We start from the raw sequence: 20,484 nt of genomic DNA, 5'->3' as shown, positions 1-20,484 counted from the left end.
CCTTCGCTTTGGATGACTCTGTGCGTTGTGGTTGTGCGTTGTGGTTGTGCGTTGTGGTTGTGCGTTGTCCGGCTTTCGTGCCTGCTGGCTGGGCCGCCGAGTGTCCCGAGTGGTCTCTTCGACGGCCCGCCCGCTACCCGCCCAGGCCCAAGGGCCCGGTGCAGCGCTCGGGCCAGTCCCGGCTCCCGCCCACCGCGAAGCCCTTTGCGAGCGCCGCTTCAAGGTGCACGAGGGCCTTGCGGTCAAGCCCGTTCAGCTCCTCCGTTCCGTCCATGTAGACGCTCGCGATTCCCGGGAGCTCACGCAGCAGCACCACGGGAGAATCGTCGGGACCGGTCCGTACCCCCAGCACGCGGAAGCCCGTCCCCGGAACGAAGACGACCTCTTCGTGCGTCTGCGTGGCTCCGGACGGCTGGCCGAGCAACTGCCGGACCTTGCGCCCGGTGACGGACCAGATCGCATAGCGGACGGGGGACCCGGCGGGAAGTTCCGAGGAGTCGGCCAGAGCGCTGACCGGCGCGGGCTCCTGCACCAGGGCCCCCACCGCGGGCTCGGGCTCCGCGGCGTCCCCGCCGCGCAGGGCCACACCGCGGTAGGAGGGCAGCCGCCGCAGAGCGGATGCCAGGCATCCGGCGTAGGACAGCAGGCGGTCCTCACCGGTACGCAGGTCCCGGATCAGCTCGCGATGGTGCAACGGCCCTTCCTCGGTGGTGAGGTAGGCGTGCGCGGCGATGAGATCGCTCCTCGCCTCCTCCAGTTCGCGGCCGCGCAGCGCGGGCATCCGCGTGAGCACCCTGGAGACGGCGCCGGAATGCCCCTCCCAGACCTGCGCGGCGAGGTCACGGAACGCCTCGCGTTCGGCGGTACTACTGACATGGCCCGGCACGATCGGAAGACGCGCGGCCGACGGCGCGGGAGCAGACACCGAGTCCGGCCGCGCAGACCGCTCCGGGGCGGCGTGCGCTTTCGGCCCCGGCTGCTTCGGCGCACCACCCTGGCCACGGTCGGATCCCACCGGGACCCGCTCCTGCGGACCAGGCTCCTTCACCCCGGCACCGCCACCACCAGCAGACCGCCCCGGGACCCGCTCCTGCGGGCCAAGCCCCTCATGCCCGTCTACGTCACCGCGCTCCGGCCGGTCGCCAGCAGCACCGGTCTCCGCGCGACCGGGCGTGTGCCGCGACCCACCGACAACCGTTCCACCGCCGGAGTCTCCCTCCGGCTCGACGCGAGCGACGGAGGCTGCCTTGGGAGCGAGACGCTCCCCGCCGGGATTCTCCGACGCCTCATCAGCCTCGCGGCCGGCACCCTCACCGGCCCCTTCACCGGCCCGCGCAGCACCGGACGACGTATCGCCGGAGGCGTGCGCCGTCCCGCCGCCCTGGCCGAGCCCGCCCTCCGTCGCCGCGCCCGTGACCGAACCCGTGACCGAACCCGTCGTCGGCGCGGGTGTGGCTTGCGCGCCGTCTCCCGCGCCACCGGGCGTGGTGCGGCCGGGGGTGGAGGCGCCCGGCGTGGAAGCCCCGGGTGTGGAGGCCCGAGGCGTGGAGACCCCGGGCGTGGGGCGGCCGATCGACGTACCACCAGACGCATGGCTCAGCGGACCCGTGCCCGATCCGCCACCGGAACGGGCACCCGCACCCGCACCGGCACCGGCACCGGCACCGGTACGGGATTCAGCTTCCGAAGCCCGGTGGCCGGCAACCTCACCGGCCGGCCCCGCCGCCTCCGGTGCGGCAGTACGGATTCCGGCGGACGTACGTACGCCGGAATCCCCGGCGGCGGCCTGGGCCACCGCCTCGTGCGGGTCGGCCTCCCGGGCTGTCGGCCCGGAGGAGGAGGCGAGCCGCACGGAAGGCGCGGACGGTCCCGCAACGGGACTGTGCTCCCCCGACGCGCTGACCGACCGGGGGGCCGCTCGCTCCTCACCGGGCGGCCCCTCGCGAAGGGGCACCCGCGGCGCCGCGATGCCGGGTGCCGTTCCCACCGGTGACGCGGCACGTGACGGTCCGGCGACGGCCGTACCGGTGTTCCGCACCGCCAAAGGGGCGCCCGGAGCCGCGCCCGGGGCCTGCGCCGGGACCTGCGCGGTACCGGGGCGGGGGGCCGCGGACCCGGGACGGGGCGCGTACCCGGAGGTGACGTAGCGGATGGCCGCCACGCCGTGTTCGGCGGCCAGGCGACGCAGTTCGCCCTCCCCCGTGATGAGCCTGCCGCGGACCAGCAGTGTCGCCCTGGACCGCGTATCGGCTCCGAGGCCGGTCAGCAGCCGGGACAGCGCGGGCAGCAGCGACTCGTCCAACAACTGCCCCGGCGCGCCCAGTTCGATGGCGCAGACGTCCGGGTCCACGGCCAGTCCCGCCAGCGGAGGGCGGGGCCCGCCCCGTTCCCACAGGGCGAGTCCGGCCCGGGTCACCGTGGCCTGCCAACGGTCCGTCAGCCGCAGGCTGCCCGGTTCGGCACCGCGGGGTATCCAGTCGGGCGGGTGGCCGGCGATGATCCGGGGGGCGGGAATCCTCCCCTCCGCGTCGACGGGCAGGCAGGCCACGGACGACACGAACGGCTGCCAGCTCGATTTCCGGTCGGTGCTCACCAGGGTCGGCCGGGGGACGGCGCCGGGCGGCGCGTGGTCGTCGAGCAGCGGCAGTCCCGTGAGTACCTCCACCTCGCCGCCCAGCATGTCGGCCACCGACTGGCCGAGCCGCAGCAGATCGCGGCGGCCCCCGGGAGCGAGACGGACGCGGGACCGCTGCGCCGCGGGCAGCGCCGCGAGCACGGCGGCCACCTCGTCGGCCGCGACGTCCTCCGCCTGGGGAGCGCCGACCACCACGGTGGGGCGCTCCAGGTCGACGGGCACCGCGAAGCACAGGTCGTCGGGGTGCGGCTCGGGCGCCTCGGCCGGACGCATCAGCACGCCCGCCGGTATCTGCTCCACCACACAGCCACCCGTCGTACGCGAGGGCACTCGGCCCAGCGCCTCCTGCCAGGCGGGTGCGGGAGCACGCGGGCCCAGCTTTCGGGGTGCCTCACCGGGCGCGAAGCGCCACCATCCGCATCCGGGCCGGGAGTCCCCGTGGACGAAGAGCGCGCCTCCGGGGGTGATCAGCACGGCCGCGTCCGGAGCGATCACTTCGAGCTCCCAGGCGTCGGCGATCCTGCGGGCCACGCAGGGCCGGCCCGGCCGGTCGTCACCGGCACCGGACATGACGAGCCGGACCCGGCGGGTGCCCTTCGAGCGGAGGGAGTCGAGGAGAGCGCCCAGGCGGGGCCAGTGGTCGCCGTCGGCTCCGCCGCCCCCGGCCGCGGAGCCGACCATCACCGTGACGATGTCCTCGTCCACGCTGAGGGCGTGGGCCACTTCGGCGAGCGTCCCCAGCGGGAAGGAGTCGTCCTCGACCGAGCGCACCAGCAGGACGCCGTCGATGTCCTCGACCGGCAACGCGCCACCGGCTCCCGGGTGTCCGGCGTTGCCCGCGTCGACGGCCGGCCTGCGCGCGTCGGGCCGCGGACCGCGCCTGCCGCCCCTGCGGAACAGGGCGGATCTCACGCGGCTCACGCGTTCTTCCCAACTGACCGCCGGCCGTCCGGCCTGGTCGCCGGTGCGGCGGCCTTCTCGGTGCTGTGCTGGGTCATTGCTGTCCTTACTCGATACATCGGGGCGCCGGCTCGAAAGCGGCCGGGCGGAAGAACCGGGGCGTGCCGCACGGGGACCTCACACGGACGTTTCCGTCGCGCACGGAGTGTCCGCCGTCCGGGGGGTGATCTCCCGGCCTTCGGACCACAGCAGGCGGCGCGCGGTCGCCGTGTCCGTGACGATGCCGGTGAGAAGGCCGGAGTTCAGGACGGCGCGGACCGCCTCGGCTTTCCCTGCGCCACCCGAGATACCGATCAGCTCCGGAACGTCCCGGAGTTCGGCGACGCTCGGCGCGTCGATCTCCGCCGGGACCGTGATGTCGATCCGCACGATGTTGTGGGCGACCGCGGCGTCGAGGAGGCGGGCCACCTTGAAGCGGCTGATGTCGAATTCCTTGGCGATGTCGACCTTCGACTGGTTTTCGAGGTAGAAGCGTCGGGCGACCGAGGCCGCGAGGAGTCCGTCGATCGGCGCGGGGGGAACATCCTCCTCACGGTGTTCCCCCGTGTCGTTCCACTGCGGTCGCATCAGCCGGTCCAGGCCGGACCGAGCACGAAGTCATGGAGCTCACGCGGTGTCCTCGCCCGTTTGCCGGCGTCGACGGCCGCGTTCCATTCCTCCACCAGGCTCAGGTGCTCGGCCCACGCCACCCGGTTGCGCTCCAGGTCGCGCCGGTAGGTGGTGAGTTCCATCGCGGCGAGATTCCAGGAGTCCGGTCCGCAGAGGGTGTCCTGACGGATCGCCACCGCGCCGCGTTCGAGCTTCGTCGGGAAGTTGCTGCACACCAGCGGGCGATGGGCGTACACCCCACAACGGGCCTTGCCGGGAGCGAGTTCCATCAGGAACACACAGCCGCGCTTCTTCTCGCGGAGGAGGTACAGGTCGAGGGTCGGCCCGCCGGGCCGCAACCGGAAACCCTCGTCGTCCTCAAGGAGAGTGAGGAACTCCTCGGGGTGCAGAGCGGTCCCGGCCGCGAGCCTGCGGACGTCCGCGACGGTGATTCCGACCTTGTAGTCCCGGCAGCACTGGCCCGTGCAGCCCGCGCAACCGGCGACGTTGGCTCCGCTTCCGTTCACGGCTACACCTCCCCGGGCCAGGATGTACCGGCCTCGCGAGCGGCATGCGCCTCCAGGAGATACCGCTGGAAGACGTGGATATCGGCCTCGTCGCCGGACGGGTACTCGTCGGACTGGGCGTTCCAGCGTTTGACGACCTCGAACCAGTGATCACGGTCCTCGATCCAGCCGCGCTCCACCTCCGCGAGCATCTCCACGTCCAGACCGTCCATGGTCAACTGCTCGGACTTGCCCTCCGCTGTGCCCTCCGACTTGCCTTCTGCTGCTGTGCCCTCCGACTTGCCTTCTGCTGTGCCCTCCGACTTGTCCTCCGGCCCGCTCGGCGCCGCGGGCGCGCGCTCTCCCAGCTTCGCGGGAAACGCGCGGCAGGAGGCAGGTGCGAGGTCCCCGAGCCCGCAGCGGCCGAGGCCGCCTGCGGTGCGCAGCAGGAAGAGACAGCCGTACCGGCCGTTCGCCAGCCGCAGGTTCACCCGACGCCGACTGCCCTCGGTGACGATCCCGGTCGGATCGTCGGCGGCCGCGGGTGCGGTCTGCGTCAGATGCCAGGGCTCCAGGGCGAGCGTGCGGGAGATACGGACGATGTCCGCGCCTGTGACGAAGCGCGACCCACGGGTACAGAGTTTCTCCGTCCGAGAAGCGTGCCACTCGGCACGCGCACCCGGCGCACTGTCCGCTTTCAGCACATCAGTCCTTCCACGGAGTTGCACATCAGGGGTACCACCCGGTTCCGGCAGGCCAGGTCAAGACTGTGCCGGTTCCGCCCCACTAGCATCTCCCGTTTCACCAACAGCAGTTCGAATCTAGTGCATCAGATAAGACGCCTCGGGAGCTAGGGAGGTTCCGGTTCGCCCCGCGCCACGGAAGAGCGCGCCGGGGCGTACTCCCGCGCATGCGCGTACGCCGATTCCCACTCGACGGAACGGACCTTGGCCGAACCTTGTCGTCGACTGGTCGGCGGCACGGGAGGCCGACTGCCCAGGTCCCGGTCCGGTGGTTCAGCGAACACTCCGGGCGCCGAATCGCTCGAAGTGCGGGGTGTACTGGCCTTATACGCCTCGAAGGACCATGTTCCGGCGCTGACGGCGTGGGCGGGCCGGCCCTCCTGGGCGGTGAGCGCACGTTCCACCGCCGCACGCAGCGCGTGCTGCCGGGAGGGAGTACGCGTGGCGAGCAGAGCCGCGCGGATCAGTCCACCCGAGAAGACGAACTCGACGGGCGCGGAGCGCGCGGCGGTGCCGGGTGCCCCTTCGCCACGTTCCGCTTCCGCCGCGACGTCGAGGGCCCGGAGGACCTCGTAGGGCGGCTCTCCGCAGACACGGGCCGGCTGCGGCACCTCGATACGGTCGCCGATGACGGCGGCCACCTCCAACGCCCGGCGGCTGTCGGCGTCCAGGGCGGCGAGAGGGATGCGCGTCACCGTAGGTCGGTCGTTCAGCGGTCCGTCTCCGGGCCGTTGCCCTGGTCCCGGCCCGACGACGGGTCCAGGGGCGCCCGGTTGACCTGTCCTGAACCGTAACGCCTGGAACAGGGACAGGACTTCGACGGCGGCCACAGGGACTCGCGGCAGGACACGACGCTGCGGTGGCCCCGGATCGACGGGGCCACCGGCGTCAGTCACCGGGCCTCCTTCGAGGATGCCCCGGCTTTCAGGCCGGGGAGGAATCGAACCCCTGGGGAGGTTCAATTCAGGCGTCCCCAGTACGTGGAAGGACAGCTCGTCCGCAGCCCCATGCACTTCGGAAACTCCCATCGATCCCATCGAACCAGGCCCCTCACATCCCGCACAGCCCCGGGGTGGCAGCCCCGGCCGGCCGTCATTCCTGGCCGCTCCGAGCAGTTCACGAATGCCAGGTGGTCAGTAAATGACAATGACACAACAAGAGGGATCATGAGGAGCCGGTGTGAGGTATCAGGTTGCCAACTTTTGTATGAACAGGAGGCAGTCAGAAACAAGGGAAGCAGGGCTACCGGGCGGTCCTCACAAGTCCCGCACAGCCGTTCCCTTTTCTCGACGGTCGTCCGACTGAGAGCCAACAGTCGCCGCAAACCCCTCGTCCAAACCCGCCTTCGGGCAGGTCATGACCTGGCCGAACGGTCGCCCACCCTTTGTGGACCGCCACACCGGACGCCGTTCGCCTGGGGTGCGCGCCCTGATGAACAACGTCAGCCGAGCGGATCCGGCCGGCGACGGAGGGTGGCGGCCGCCCGCCGGGTCAAGGCCCAGCCCACGGGCCGTCAGGCGAGCGCGAGGCCGAAACGGTGGCGGGGAACACGTATCCGCAGCGGGCCGGTGGCTGATCCGACACCTCACGGAAGATCGGGATGTTCATGTCGCAGATCCAGGAGCCCCCTCCCCTTCAGGGAGGGGAGGATTCAAACTGGTTCGGGTTGTGCTTCCGGTTGCCGGGCTGGTGCCGGCCTCGGTTCCCAGACGGTGGTGGTCCGTAGGTAGGCGTAGATCACGGAGGCCATCGCCAGGAGGAGAAGTGGTCCGTAGACCCACGAGTGTCGGGCCATCTCCAGCGGCAGGTAGCGGTAGGACACCAAGAGGGCGGTGAAGACTGTCGCGCCGTAAGCGACCAGCTGGATTCCTGATCGGTCCCAGCCGCGGTCGTACGCGCGCAGAGCTGCCTCGATCGTGAGCGTGAACACCACGCCGGCAATGAGATCCACGCCGTAGTGGTAGCCGAATCCCAGCGTGGCGACGAGCGTGGCGATCAGCCAGAAGGCGCCTGCCCATCGCAGGAACCTCGGGCCCTTCCGGGAATGAATGAAGATCGTGGTGGCCCACGCCGTGTGCAGGCTGGGCATGCAGTTACGTGGGGTGATCCCGTCGAATGGAATCGAATGCGGGATGTTGATCGGCAGCGGCGTCACCGGCCACAGATCGGCCACCGCCCATTGCGCGGTGGGGGGCGGCGGTTCCGACCACAGGCTGACCGCGGCCCAGTGCTCGGTGCCGGTGCCGTAGGCGAAGACCGGTCCGACCACCGGGAAGATCATGTAGAAGGCCGGGCCGACCAGGCCGATCGCCAAGAAGGTGCGCACCAGGTGATGGCGCGGGAAGCGGCGCTCGACCGCCACGTTGCGCAGTTGGTACAGCGCGACGACGACCGCGGCCACCGCGAGCTGACCGTAGATGATGTCGAGGATGTTGAAGCCGATCGTGCCGGAGGCCGTGACCATCCGGCCCACCAGCCACGACGGGTTGCCCAGCGCGTGATCGGCGATCGCCACATACGGGTCGAGCACCGTCGGGCGGGATTTCGCGGTGATGAGCAGCCAGGTGTCTCCGGTCTTGCGGCCGGCCACCAGCAGCAGGGCCAGCCCGACGCCCTTCAGCAGCAGAACCCGCTCGGGGCCGGTGCGACGCGTGAGGGCGATGACCGCATAGCCCAGAATCACCCACAACGCCCCGTTGCCGAAGGCATGGCCGTCGGTCATCTCGTCGCCGACCGCCCACCGGACCAGCAGGAAGACGACGTCGATGCCGACCGCGACACCCACCGCGACGAACCGTTGCCGCCAGGTGAGCACCACCAACATCAACGACATACCGGCGTACAGGAGGAAGGCCGATTTGGGGGGGAATATGACCTCTCGCACCTGGTTGGTGATCGGACCCGCTTCACCGTAGTGACGCGCGGTGATCTCCAGCACGACGAGGAATCCGAGGGCCACCACGCATGCCGTGGCCACCAGTATCGCCCGTGGCTGACGCCACGCGGAGGACGCGATCCCGCTCTTTATTCGCAAAAAAATGCGTGATGACATAGATTTCAACGATTTGGCCAGTTTGTTGTATTTTGTTGGAATAGATTACTTATCGCGGTGAATGGCATGGCTTCCCAGTGAAGGACAGGCAATGGGGGGCGTTCGCCGCAAGTTCGAGCATGTTATCGGAGCGGTGCGCGGGTTTCGCTAAAAATGTTCGGATACGAAAATTTCCGCGCTGTTCCACGGGCCGACCATGACCGGGCCATGACCGGGCCATCCCAGGTCATCCCGGGTAATGGCCGGACCCTGCCCGCCCACGCGAAGAGCAGCAGCCCTGCTCCAAGCTGCCGCCGCTCTTCGGTTCAGTCCACCTGAGGTCGGGCGAGGCCGTGGTCGTAGGCGAAGATCACGGCCTGGATGCGGTCGCGGGCTCCGATCTTGGCCAGGACGCGACCCACATGCGTCTTGACAGTGGACTCGGACAGGACCCACCGGGTGGCGATCTCCCCGTTGGTCCAGCCCTTGCCGACGGCGACGAGGATCTCGCGCTCACGGTCGGTCAGGGAGGTGAGACCCGGGTCCTCGGCGGCGTCTGCGCGGTGGGCGGGGACGTAGCGGGCGAACTCGTCCAGGAGACGACGGGTGAGGGCGGGCGCGATGACGGAGTCGCCGACGGCGACGGCCCGGATGCCGGAGAAGAGCTCTTCGGGGCGCGCGTCCTTGAGGAGGAAGCCGCTGGCGCCGGCGCGGAGGGCGGCGTACACGTATTCGTCGAGGTCGAAGGTGGTCAGCACGAGGACGCGCGAGCGGCCACCGGCGGCGACGATGCGGCGGGTGGCCTCGATGCCGTCCATGCCGGGCATGCGGACGTCCATCAGGACGACGTCCGGGCGCAGTTCGGCGGCCTGGCGGACGGCCTCGGCACCGTGGGCGGCCTCACCTACGACGTCGGTCTCGGCGACGGAGTCCAGGAGCAGGTGGAAGCCGTACCGTTGCAGCGGCTGGTCGTCCACGATGAGCACGGTGGTCATCGGTCACCACCGCTTTGGGGTGTGAGGTCGAGGACGGCCTCGACGTTCCATCCTCCGCCGCCCGTCGGGCCCGCGCTGACCGTGCCTCCGTACAGAGCCGCTCGTTCCCGCATGCCGCAACCGCTGGCCGCCCCCGGACAGACGGGCGACCAGCGGTCCCATTCCGCTGAGGTCATCGGTGGTCACGGACGTCACCTGTCCATGATGCGGGCGTCAGACGTCACTGCGCGCGAGCCGGTACGCCGCGCCGCCCAGCGCCAGCGCCGTCCAGCAGAGGAACACCAGCAGCCCGGCGCCCGGTGACAGGGACGTGGAGTCGTGGGTCAGCGCGAACATCGATTCACCCGCGTTGGACGGCAGGTAAGGGCTGATGTTGTCCTGCCAGGAGCTCGGCAGCAGCGAGATCAGCCCCGGGATCAGCATCAGGGTGGCCACCAAAACCGAGATCCCGCCGGCCACCGACCGCAGCAGCGCGCCCAGGGCGGCGCCGATCACCCCGACCAGGCCGAGGTAGAGCCCCGCGCCCAGCAGACTCCGTACGACACCCGCGTGGGAAAGGCCCATCGCCGCGGGCGTGCCCGAGACGATCCCGCTCCCGACCAGGAAGGTGACGAACGCGCCGAGCGTCCCCACCACCAGCGCGACCAGCCCGAACACGGCCGCCTTGGACCACAGCACGGGCAGCCGGCGGGGCACCGCCGCCAGCGTCGAGCGGATCATGCCGGTCGAGTACTCCCCCGCCGTGACCAGCACGCCGAGCACGCCGAGAGCCAGCTGCGCGAAGTTCGTACCGAAGAGGGACAGGCGGACGGCCGTCGAGGCGGCGAAGTCCTTGTCCAGGTTGCCGGAGTCGATCCCGGACTTGTAGCGGCTCGCTGCGATCAGGCCGAAGGCCACCAGGAACAGCAGGCCGAGGCCCAGGGTGATCCAGGTCGAGCGCAGGGACCACAGCTTGGCCCACTCGGAGGCGAGCACACGCCGTCCGGTCACCCGGTAGACGGGGCGGGCGGGGGTGGTGCGGGGTTCCTCGGCGGTTGCGGTGAGGGTGCTCATGCGGACCTCCCCAGGGTCTCGATCCCGGTCGTGGTGCCGTGGTACTCCACGGCATCCCTGGTCAGGTCCATGAACGCCTCCTCCAGCGACACGGTCCGCGCGCTCAGCTCGAACAGCGCGATCCCGTGCTCCGCGGCCTTCAGCCCGATCTCGCGGGCGCTCACCCCGGTCACCCGCAGTTCCTCGGAGCCGATCCGGCCGGTGACATCGACACCGGGCCCGGCCAGGACGTCCCGCAGCCGGGCCGGGTCCTGCGTCACCACCTTCACCGTGTCGCCGCCCGCCTCGCGGATCAGGTCCGCCACGGTCGTGTCGGCCAGCAGCCGCCCGCGTCCCACAATGATCAGATGGTCCGACACCAGAGCCATCTCGCTCATCAGGTGCGAGGACACGAACACCGTCCGGCCCTCGCCGGCGAGCCCCTTCAGCAGATTGCGGATCCAGAGCACCCCCTCCGGGTCCAGCCCGTTGACCGGCTCGTCCAGCATCACCGTCTGCGGATCACCCAGCAGCGCCGCCGCGATGCCCAGCCGCTGCCCCATCCCGAGGGAGAAGGCACCGGCCCGCTTCTTCGCCACACTGCCCAGCCCGGCGAGATCGATGACCTCGTCGACCCGGCGGCCCGGAATGCCATGGGTGAGCGCGAGAGCCCTGAGGTGGTTGTACGCCGAACGGCCCGGGTGGATCGACTTCGCCTCCAGGAGCGCGCCGACCTCCTGCAGCGGCGCCCGGTGACGGGCGTAGTGGTGGCCGTTCACGGTGACGGAGCCGCTCGTCGGGGCATCAAGGCCGACGATCATGCGCATGGTCGTGGACTTCCCCGCACCGTTGGGCCCCAGAAAGCCCGTCACCGTGCCCGGCTTCACGACGAAGTCCAACCCGTCGACGGCCGTCTTCTCGCCGTACCTCTTGGTCACCTGCCGTGCGTCGATCATTCGCGTTCTCCCTGTCGGGGTCCGGCGCCTGTCACTTCCGACGCCGCACAGGCAACGCTAAGTGCCGAATCACCCCGATCCGGTGGTACCGGGAGGCTGAACTACGCCGGTCGGGTGGTACCGCGGTACTACGCGACCACCTGCGGTGATTGCCGTGTTCGTCGGCTCCGCCGGCCTGGCGCAGGGGGCGTCGGCCCCGACTCCTGCCCGGCGGACAGGAGTCGGGGCCGAGCTGTTCACGTCCATCGTCGACCGCGCTGTGGGCAGCGTCCCGCCCGAGACCAGATCAGTACATGCGGGCGTTCCGTCTCGCCGCAGAGTTACTGTCCCGCTGCCAGACTGGTCGGTAAGGACCGGTAGGAACGGTAGGACCGGTAAAGACCTGTAAGGATCGGTAAGTACCAGTAAGGAACAGTTCGGCACCCGACCGCCGTGACCCGCTTCGCGAGAGCGAAGGGAATGAGGCCCATGGACGACAGGGGCGTCACCTCCGGAGGCGCCGCGGAGGGACGTGTGCCGGAGGACTTCGCGGTCGTCATCGACGGGCGCGGGGCGGTCATGGTGTGGAGCGCCGGAGCTCAGCGGCTGCTCGGATACGAAGCCGCCGAGATCGTGGGCCGGCCGGCCGCCGGCCTGCTCGCCGCCGACCTGCCCGAGTCCGCGCGGCGCCATATGGCCGACGGCCGCCAGGTGGCCAGTGAGGTGGCGCTTCGGCACCGGGGCGGAGACCGTGTCGTGGTGCGGCTGCGGGGAACGCCGTTGGCGGACACGGACCGCGACCACGACCGCGGCGACAGCGACAGCGGCAGCGGCAGCGGCAGCGGCAACGGCAACGGCAACGGCAACGGCAACGGCAGCAATGGTGGAGCCCGCCGGCCCTGGCTCGTGACGGGAGCGGCACCGGCGAGCTTCGCCGGGCGGGCCGAGCCGGGGACGGAGGCCCTGTGGGACCTCACGCTCGCGCAGCTCCCCGTGCCGGTGGCGGTGTACGACCTTCAGGCCCGGCTGGTGTCCGCCAACGCGGTCATGTCCGAGGTGATGGGCCAGACCGTGGCGGAGATGCGGGGCCGGACCCTGTGGGAGATCGAACCCACTCCGCCGTTCGACGTGTACGACCGCCTCCAGCGGCAGGTCCTGCGCACCGGGGAGATGGTGTTCTACGAGGACCACGGCCAGGCTCCCGGTGAGACCCGGGAGCATGCCTGGTCGATGTTCATCTCACCGCTGAAGGACGAGAGCGGCACCGTCCAGGGGCTGTCCGCGGCGGTCTTCGACACCACGGAGCAGTACTGGGCCCGCCGCCGCCTCGTGGTCCTCAACGACGCCGGCCTCCGCATCGGCAGCACCCTGGACGTGATCAGGACGGCCGAGGAACTGGCCGATGTGGCCGTGACCGGGTTCGCGGACTTCGTCACGGTGGACCTGCTGGAGTCCGTCGCCCTCGGCGAAGAGCCGGCGACGGTACCGCCGGACGAGCCCGTCACCGTGCGCCGCACAGCTCAGCGGTCGGTACTGGAGGACTGTCCCGAGTCGGTGGTCGCGGCCGGCGGCGCGGTCGTCTACCCGGTGGGGACACCGCCCATGCGGACGCTGATCGCCGGCTGGGGCACCCGCCACACGGCCGGTGAGCCGGGGATGCAGGAGTGGATCAGGTCCTCCCAGGCCCGCGCCGAGGCGGTGACCAAGTTCATGATCCACTCGGTGCTGCTGGTGCCGCTGCGCGCCCGCGGCGTGACCCTGGGCCTGGTGCACTTCCTGCGGCACCGGACGGCTCAGCCCTTCAGCGAGGACGACCTGCTGCTCGCGGAGGAGATCGTCGCCAGAGCGGCGGTGAGTGTGGACAACGCCCGCCGCTACACCCATGAACGCCGGACAGCGCTGGCACTCCAGCGCAGCCTCCTTCCCGACCGGCCTCGGGACCTGGCGGCGATGGAGGTGGCCTACCGCTACCTGCCGGCCGGTTCCGGTGCCGAGGTGGGCGGCGACTGGTTCGACGTGATTCCGCTGTCCGGCGCCCGGGTCGCCCTCGTCGTGGGCGACGTCGTCGGTCACGGCATCCACGCGTCGGCCACCATGGGCCGCCTGCGGACCGCCGTACGCACTCTCGCGGACGTCGACCTCGCCCCCGACGAGTTGCTCACCCAGCTGGACGACCTCGTCATCAGGCTCGACCGGGAGGAGGGGCCGGAGGCCCGCGGGCAGGCGCAGGACGCGTCGGGCGAGGTCGGGGCCACCTGCGTGTACGCCGTCTACGACCCCGTGTCCCGGCGCTGCACCATGGCCCGCGCCGGACATCCGCCGCCCGCCCTGGTGACCCCCGACCGCGGCGTACGGCTCCTGGATCTGCCGGCCGGTCCGCCGCTCGGCCTCGGCGGCCTGCCGTTCGAGGCGGTCGAGGTGGAGCTGGCGGAGGGCAGCGTGCTCGCCCTCTACACCGACGGCCTGGTCGAGACAGCCGACCGCGACATCGACGTCGGTCTCACCCTGCTGCGCCAGGCGTTGGGCGACCCGGGTGCGTCGCTGGAGGAGACCTGCGACCACGTGCTGCGCACCGTGCTGAGCGAAAGTCCCGGCGACGACATCGTGCTGATGCTGGCGCGCACGGCCGCGCTCGACGCCGGAAAGGTACGCACCTGGGAGCTGCCGCGGGACCCCGCGGCCGTGGCCGGGGCCCGCAAGATGGCGGGTGAGCAGCTGGCCGCCTGGGGGCTGACGGAGGCGGCGTTCACCACCGAACTGGTCGTCAGCGAGCTGGTCACGAACGCCGTCCGGTACGGCGAGGACCCCATCGTGCTACGGCTCATCCGCGACTCGGCGCTCATCTGCGAGGTCTCCGACGGCAGCAGCACCGCCCCGCACCTGCGGCGGGCCCGCGTTTTCGACGAGGGCGGGCGCGGGCTGATGCTCGTCGCCCAGATCGCCGAACGCTGGGGCACCCGCCAGACTCCCGCCGGCAAGACCATCTGGGCGGAACTGCCACTGCCCGCGGAGACGCTCGCCCACTCACTCTGACGTGTGGTGACGTCGAGCGGTGGTGGTTTCGAACGGCGTACGACCGCCTGCACGCCGCCCGCCCTGCGGCGCGGCGTACCGGAACCGGAGCGTTCGCTGTGGGTGAGCCGGTCGCCGAGCCCGACCCGCTGGACCAGGGTGCGCAGCCAGTCGTGGTCCGGGGCGCGGCCGGCCAGGCGCAGCGGCAGAGCGGCGGTCATCGACGGCCTCGCAGAGCGCGCACCGCGAGGGTTCCGCCGCACAGCGCGGTGACCATGCCGCAGACCAGGTGCACCCAGGTGTCGGCGCCGCTGAAGGAGGCCGCCATGTTGGCGACCGCGCTGATCACCACGACGGACCACAGCAGAGTGCGGGCGACCTCCCCTCGGGTGAGACGGTCGGGGTCGAGGTCGGTGCTCGTGCTCGCGGTCGTGTTCATGTGCGCGGTTGTGTTCGTGTTCATGGGCTTCTCCCGTGGTCCGGTGCCGTCCTCGCTGTCGTCACCGACGCTATGGATCAGCACCCCGCGGGCCGATCCCGCAGCCGGGCCGGCCGAGGTACAGCAGGCTGTACCTCCCGGACCCGGTACCTCGCGCGAACCGCTTTTCGGCATAAGGTCGTTCGCGACCGAGGGACGGGGGATGGATGACAACCCACCAGGACACCGCTGCCGCCGAGGGCGTGGGCGTGGGCGTGGGCCTCAAGGACACCGTCGTCAGCACCCTGAGTGCCGCCGGCGCCGCGATCAGACAACTGGGGTCCGGACTCAACACGGCCCTGCTCGCGCTGATGACGCTGCTCTGGACGGCCGTCGCCGCCGTGACGAGCCTGGTCGGGGTGGGGCTGCTCATCGCGCCGGTCGTGCTGCGCGCGCTGCACGCCCTCGCCGGAAAGGAACGTGCCCGGCTGGCCCTCTGCGGCCCGGAGGTCGTCGCCCCGGAGCCCCCGCCGACCCGGCTGCGGCTCGCCCTGGTCGACCCCACCACCCGAGGGGAACTGCGCTGGCTGGTCCGGCACGCGACCCTGGGACTCCTCCTCGGGCTGCTCGGTGTCGTCCTGCCGGTCCTCGCCGTGCGGGACAGCGCCTTTCCCCTGTACTGGAAGCTCCTGCCGAAGAACACGACCGCCACGTCCCTGGGGATGGGCTCCGCGCAGTCCTGGCCCGGCGCCCTCGCCGTGTCTCTCCTGGGCCTGGGCTGGATCATCATCATCCTCGGGCTCTCCCCCGGCATGGCCCGCCTCCAGGCCCGGCCCGGACAGCAGCTCCTCGCGGCCGGTCCCGACGTCGATCTGTCCCGGCGCGTCGCCGAGCTGACCGCCACCCGCGCCGCCGCCCTGGACGCCCACGCCGTCGAACTGCGCCGCATCGAGCGGTCGTTGCACGACGGCACCCAGAACCGCATCGTCAGCGTCACCGTCCTGCTGGGCGCGGCCCGCCGGATGGTCGCCCGCGACCCGGCCGGCGCCGACGAACTCCTCGAACGCGCCCAGTCCGCCGCCGAACAGGCCCTCGCCGAGCTGCGTACGGTCTCCCGGAGCATCCTCCCCCCGGTCCTGGACGACCGGGGGCTGGCCGGGGCGCTCTCGGGGCTGGCGGCTCAGAGCGCGATGCCCTGCCGGATCGACGTCGACGTACCCGAACGGTGCGCCGCCGCCGTGGAGGCGACCGCCTACTTCGTCGTGGCCGAGGCGCTGACCAACGTCGCCAAACACAGCGGAGCCCGGAACGCCACCGTCACGGCCCGCAGCCGGGGCGGCCGGCTGCGGCTGCGCATCGAGGACGACGGCCGGGGCGGCGCCGACGAGGACGGCGGCTCCGGCCTCACCGGCATCCGCCGCCGGATCGCGGCGCTCGACGGCAACCTCACCCTGGCCAGCCCACCCGGCGGCCCGACAACCCTCGAGGTGGATCTCCCCTGTGGATCGTGACTTCAAGACGGACCGCTCCCCGCGGACGGCCCGCGCCCCGCGGACAGATGATGCCCCGCAAACGGACCGTACCCACCGGACGGACCACGCCCCCGGGACGGGCCGTGCCCCGCAAACGGACCACGCCCCACGGGCGGACCACGCCGCGCGCACGGACGGTTCCCTGCGGATCGTGATAGCCGAGGACGACGCGTTGCTGCGCGAGGGCCTCGCCCTGCTGTTGCGCGCCGAGGGTCTCGACGTGGTCGCCACCGCGGGCACCGCCGACGGGGTGCTGGACGCCATCGACACCCACGAACCGGACGTCGCCATCCTCGACGTACGGATGCCGCCGACCCACACCGACGAGGGGATCGTCGCGGCGGTCGAGGCCCGGCGCCGACGGCCCGGCCTCGCTGTCCTCGTCCTGTCCGCCTACGTCGAGCAGAGCTTCGCCACCGAGCTGCTCGGCGGCGGCGTGGGCGGCCTCGGCTATCTGCTCAAGGAACGCGTCGGCCGGGTCGAGGAGTTCCTGGAGGCTCTGCACCGGGTGGCGGACGGCGGCACCGCCATCGACCCCGAGGTCGTGGCCCAGTTGTTCACCCGCTCCCGTCAGGACCCCCGCCTGGAGCGGCTCAGCCCCCGCGAGCGGGACGTACTGGCCCTGATGGCCGAGGGGTTGGGCAACTCCGCCATCGCCGACCGGCTCGTCGTCACCGAGGGCGCCGTCCACAAGCACATCCGCAGCATCTTCGCCAAGCTCGACCTGTCCCCCGCGGACCATGTGGACCGACGGGTGGCCGCGGTCCTGCGGTACCTGGAGGACGTACGCCGCCTGGCATGAGTCATGAGTCACCTGGCGCGGCGTGCCGTCCGTCAGTCGGACTTCCCGGCGTCGCCCGGCGCGTCGATGGTCTGTTCCGCCCAGATCGTCTTGCCCTTGGCGGTGGGGCGGGTGCCCCAGCGTTGGGTGAGGTGGGCGACCAGAAGGAGGCCGCGGCCGCCCTCGTCGTAGACGCGGGCGCGGCGCAGGTGGGGAACCGTGCTGCTGGCGTCGGAGACCTCGCAGATGAGGGTCCGGTCGTAGATGAGGCGCAGTTGGATGGGCGGCTCGGCGTGCCGGATGGCGTTGGTGACCAGTTCGCTGACGATCAGTTCGGTGACGAACGCGACGTCGGACAGGTTCCAGGAGTCCAGTTGGCCGAGGGCGTTCCTGCGGGTCTCGGCGACGGCGGCGGGGTCGGGGGGAATGGTCCAGGTGGCGACCCGGTCGGCGTCGAGGGCCCGGGTGCGGGCGAGGAGCAGCGCCACGTCGTCCACGCGCCGCCCGGGCAGCGTGGCCGCGAGAACCGCGTCGCACAGGTGCTCCAGTGAGGCGGCGGGCCGGGTGAGGGCCTGGCGCAGGCGGGAGACGCCGTCGTCGACGGCGGGGTTACGGGACTCGGTCAGGCCGTTCGTGTAGAGAGCGAGCAGAGTGCCCTCCGGGAGTTCCGTCTCGACCGACTCGAAGGGCAGTCCCCCGAGTCCCAGCGGGGGCCCCGCGGGCAGGTCGAGCAGTTCCACGGTGCCGTCCGGGCTCACCACCATCGGCAGCGGATGCCCCGCCCGGGCGAGCACGCACCGGCGGGACACCGGGTCGTACACGGCGTACAGGCAGGTCGCGCCGACGTCTCCCGCGACCTCCCCGTTCCCCGTCAGGGCGGCGTCCGGGTCCGCCGCCTCGGCGGCCAGCCGGCCCACCAGGTCGTCGAGGTGCGTGAGCAGTTCGTCGGGGGGCAGGTCGATGTCGGCGAGGGTGCGTACGGCGGTGCGCAACCGTCCCATGGCGGCGGAGGCGTGGATGCCGTGACCCACCACGTCGCCCACGACCAGCGCCACCCTGGCCCCGGACAGCGGGATCACGTCGAACCAGTCGCCGCCCACCCCGGCCCGCGCACCGGCCGGCAGGTAACGGGAGGCGACCTCCACGGCCGCCTGCTCGGGCAGCCGCTGCGGCAGCAGGCTGCGTTGCAGGGTGACCGCCGTGCCGCGCTCACGGGTGTAGCGGAGGGCGTTGTCGATGCAGACGGCCGCCCTGGACGCCAGTTCCTCGGCCAGCAGCAGATCGTCCTCCTGGAACTCCTCGGGGTGCCGGTGGCGGATGAGGACGGCGACTCCCAGGGTGGTGCCGCGGGCCGTCAGGGGAACGGTCATCATCGAGTGGACGCCGGCCTCACGGAGCCGGGCGGACCGCAGCGGATCCCGTACCGCCCACTCGGCCAGCACGGGCTCGGTCATCCGGTGCAGCACGGCACGCCCCGACCGCAGGCTCCGCACCTGCGGCGACCCTCCCGGGTACGCGTCCACCTCGCCCGGCGCGACGACCGCCTCGGGGACGCCCGGGAGCACCGACTGGTGGGCGACACGCCGCAGGGCCAGGGGGCGGCCCGCCGACCGCGCCTGAGGGTCCTGCTCGTCCGCGTCGACGGCGTGGTCGGTGCTCTCGTCGTCCAGGGAGGTCAGCAGGTCGATGCTGATGAAGTCGGCGAGTTCCGGGACCGCGACGTCCGCGAGTTCCTGCGCGGTCCGGGCCACGTCAAGGGTGCTGCCGATGGTGCGGCCGGCCTCGGCGATCAGCTGGAGGCGTTTGCGGGCCCAGTGCTGCTCGGTGATGTCGTGCGCGGACAGAAAGACACCGTGGGTGCGGCCCGCCGCGTCCCGCAGCGGGGACACGAAGATCGACCAGGCGTGCTCGCGCTTCTCGCCCGGAGCGCGCAGGTACCTCTCGCGGTAGTACGTCTCACCGGTCTCCAGCACCCGCAGCATGTCCTGCTCGGAGATCTCGCCCGTGTCGTTGTCCACGATCTCCGGGATGCGCAGTCCGCGCATCTCGCCCTCAGCGAGGCCCACGGACCGCTCCATCTCCGCGTTGGCCCGCCGCAGCCGGAGCGTGGTGTCGTACAGGGCCAGCGCACAGCACGGGGACTGCGTGAAACTCCAGCTGACCAGGTCCTCGTCGACCGGCCTGGACTCCTGACCGGCCAGGGGAGACAGCACCAGCCAAGAACCGCCGCCTCCGCCACCGGGGAGGCCGCCTCCCTCTCCGTTTCCCCCTCTGTCTCCGTTTCCAGCTCTGTCTCCGTCTCCATGCGGCGCCGGGTGATGGTGGGCCAGCACGCCGGCGTCCACGATGTGGCCGTCCCGGTGCCGCAGAGCGAGCGTTCCGTGCCATCTCGGCAGCTGGGCGAAGGGCGGGAGGTCCGCCGCCGCGGGCTCCTCGGCGAGCAGGGTGGCGACCGGGCGGCCCAGGATCTGCGCCGCCGTGTATCCGAGCAGCCGTCGCGCACCGTCGTTCCACGCGGTCACCGTGCCGTGCTCGTCGACGGTGGCCCGCGCGGTGAGCACCTCACGGACGACGTCCTCGACGGGACTCGCTCCCTGGTCACCGTCGATCTCGCCGACCCGTCTTTCCATGGTCGCTCATCTCGCTCTCGCCGGGTTCTCTCCCGTGTTCGCTTCGTATGCCATGGCTTTTCATCCCGATTTTCCCAGTATTCCGCAGGAGGCAGCGATCCCGCACCGAACGTCGGGAAAGCCGAGGCGAAAGACGGCCGACCACATGCGCCCACGCGGTGGGGCCGGACCCGTTCCGGCCCTCGCCTCCCGCCCCTCCACACCTTCCGCCCCCTCCGCGTCCTCCGCGTCCGCCCCGTGCCGGAATCGTGCCGGAATCGTGCCGCGGTCCTACGATGACAAGTGGGCCGTATGACAGGGAGCAGCCATGATTCGTCCGGCCGACATCCGCGAGTGGCGCAACCATGAAGTGGTCGACCCCCAGGGCCGCAAGATCGGCATGCTCGAGGCGATCTACGTCGACACGGCGACGGACCGACCCGCCATGGCCACGATCCGCACCGGACTGCCCACCCGACAGCGGCTGGTCTTCGTCCCGCTCGACGAGGCCGTCCTCGGCCCCGGCTACGTGCGGGTCTCGCACGCCAGGACAAAGGTACGGAAGGCCCCTTCGATCGGCACGGACGACGTCCTGCCCGCCGAGCGGGAGGAGCCGATCTTCCAGCACTACGACATGGAGTACCGGCCGGGCGTCAACGGCGAACGCCGGCTCGCCCGCCGCTGACCCCGGCAACACCGCACCACAA

15 protein-coding genes are annotated in these 20,484 nt (G+C 71.4%); 4 read left to right on the top strand and 11 right to left on the bottom strand.

The window, feature by feature from the left end:
* Positions 1 to 133: 133 nt before the first annotated feature.
* The 9 genes from M2271_RS30305 to M2271_RS30265 form a co-directional block, all read right to left on the bottom strand.
* Positions 134 to 3,556 (bottom strand): hypothetical protein, encoded by a 3,423-nt coding sequence (locus M2271_RS30305; RefSeq protein WP_280890577.1) that lies wholly within the window; start codon positions 3,554 to 3,556, stop codon positions 134 to 136.
* Positions 3,557 to 3,712: 156 nt separating this feature from the next.
* Positions 3,713 to 4,162 (bottom strand): sugar-binding domain-containing protein, encoded by a 450-nt coding sequence (locus tag M2271_RS30300; protein ID WP_280890576.1) that lies wholly within the window; start codon positions 4,160 to 4,162, stop codon positions 3,713 to 3,715.
* The gene (locus M2271_RS30295) at positions 4,162 to 4,710 is read right to left on the bottom strand and encodes a YkgJ family cysteine cluster protein (protein WP_280890575.1); all 549 of its coding nucleotides are present in this window, start codon (positions 4,708 to 4,710) and stop codon (positions 4,162 to 4,164) included. The genes M2271_RS30300 and M2271_RS30295 overlap by 1 nt, the downstream gene beginning before the upstream one ends.
* A gap of 2 nt (positions 4,711 to 4,712) precedes the next feature.
* Positions 4,713 to 5,393: a hypothetical protein gene (locus M2271_RS30290; RefSeq protein ID WP_280890574.1), complete on the bottom strand. Its 681-nt coding sequence runs from the start codon at positions 5,391 to 5,393 to the stop codon at positions 4,713 to 4,715.
* 146 nt (positions 5,394 to 5,539) lie between these two features.
* A complete protein-coding gene (locus M2271_RS30285; protein WP_280890573.1) occupies positions 5,540 to 6,127 on the bottom strand; it encodes a hypothetical protein in 588 nt (195 codons plus the stop codon).
* 956 nt (positions 6,128 to 7,083) lie between these two features.
* Positions 7,084 to 8,484: a phosphatase PAP2 family protein gene (locus M2271_RS30280; RefSeq protein ID WP_280890572.1), complete on the bottom strand. Its 1,401-nt coding sequence runs from the start codon at positions 8,482 to 8,484 to the stop codon at positions 7,084 to 7,086.
* 305 nt (positions 8,485 to 8,789) lie between these two features.
* Positions 8,790 to 9,458: a response regulator transcription factor gene (locus M2271_RS30275; RefSeq protein ID WP_280890571.1), complete on the bottom strand. Its 669-nt coding sequence runs from the start codon at positions 9,456 to 9,458 to the stop codon at positions 8,790 to 8,792.
* Positions 9,459 to 9,671: 213 nt separating this feature from the next.
* On the bottom strand, positions 9,672 to 10,511 hold the full coding sequence (locus M2271_RS30270) for an ABC transporter permease (RefSeq protein ID WP_280890570.1): 840 nt from the start codon (positions 10,509 to 10,511) through the stop codon (positions 9,672 to 9,674).
* Positions 10,508 to 11,446 carry an ATP-binding cassette domain-containing protein gene (locus M2271_RS30265; protein WP_280890568.1) on the bottom strand — a complete coding sequence of 313 codons (939 nt, stop codon included), beginning with the start codon at positions 11,444 to 11,446 and terminating at the stop codon, positions 10,508 to 10,510. Before M2271_RS30265 ends, M2271_RS30270 begins: the two co-directional genes overlap by 4 nt.
* Positions 11,447 to 11,914: 468 nt before the next feature.
* Between M2271_RS30265 and M2271_RS30260 the strand changes: the two genes are divergently transcribed.
* Positions 11,915 to 14,458: a SpoIIE family protein phosphatase gene (locus M2271_RS30260; protein ID WP_280890566.1), complete on the top strand. Its 2,544-nt coding sequence runs from the start codon at positions 11,915 to 11,917 to the stop codon at positions 14,456 to 14,458.
* A 196-nt stretch (positions 14,459 to 14,654) separates the two neighbouring features.
* On the opposite strand, the gene M2271_RS30255 is transcribed toward M2271_RS30260, so the two are convergent.
* Positions 14,655 to 14,900, bottom strand: a complete 246-nt coding sequence (locus M2271_RS30255) for a hypothetical protein (protein WP_280890565.1) — start codon at positions 14,898 to 14,900, stop codon at positions 14,655 to 14,657.
* A gap of 182 nt (positions 14,901 to 15,082) precedes the next feature.
* Between M2271_RS30255 and M2271_RS30250 the strand changes: the two genes are divergently transcribed.
* Together M2271_RS30250 and M2271_RS30245 are read left to right on the top strand one after the other, a co-directional pair.
* On the top strand, positions 15,083 to 16,366 hold the full coding sequence (locus tag M2271_RS30250; RefSeq protein WP_280890564.1) for a sensor histidine kinase: 1,284 nt from the start codon (positions 15,083 to 15,085) through the stop codon (positions 16,364 to 16,366).
* 163 nt (positions 16,367 to 16,529) lie between these two features.
* The gene (locus M2271_RS30245) at positions 16,530 to 17,189 is read left to right on the top strand and encodes a response regulator transcription factor (protein WP_280890657.1); all 660 of its coding nucleotides are present in this window, start codon (positions 16,530 to 16,532) and stop codon (positions 17,187 to 17,189) included.
* Positions 17,190 to 17,221: 32 nt separating this feature from the next.
* On the opposite strand, the gene M2271_RS30240 is transcribed toward M2271_RS30245, so the two are convergent.
* On the bottom strand, positions 17,222 to 19,798 hold the full coding sequence (locus tag M2271_RS30240) for a SpoIIE family protein phosphatase (RefSeq protein WP_280890563.1): 2,577 nt from the start codon (positions 19,796 to 19,798) through the stop codon (positions 17,222 to 17,224).
* A gap of 307 nt (positions 19,799 to 20,105) precedes the next feature.
* On the opposite strand from M2271_RS30240, the gene M2271_RS30235 reads away from it, so the two are divergent.
* Complete coding sequence (locus M2271_RS30235; RefSeq protein ID WP_280890562.1) at positions 20,106 to 20,462, top strand: PRC-barrel domain-containing protein; 357 nt, start codon at positions 20,106 to 20,108, stop codon at positions 20,460 to 20,462.
* Positions 20,463 to 20,484: the final 22 nt, after the last annotated feature.

Source organism: Streptomyces sp. LBL, assembly GCF_029893585.1.
Classification (GTDB): Bacteria; Actinomycetota; Actinomycetes; order Streptomycetales; family Streptomycetaceae; genus Streptomyces.
The sequence above is the reverse complement of the archived record's forward strand: the minus strand, read 5'-3'. Positions and strand labels throughout refer to the sequence as shown.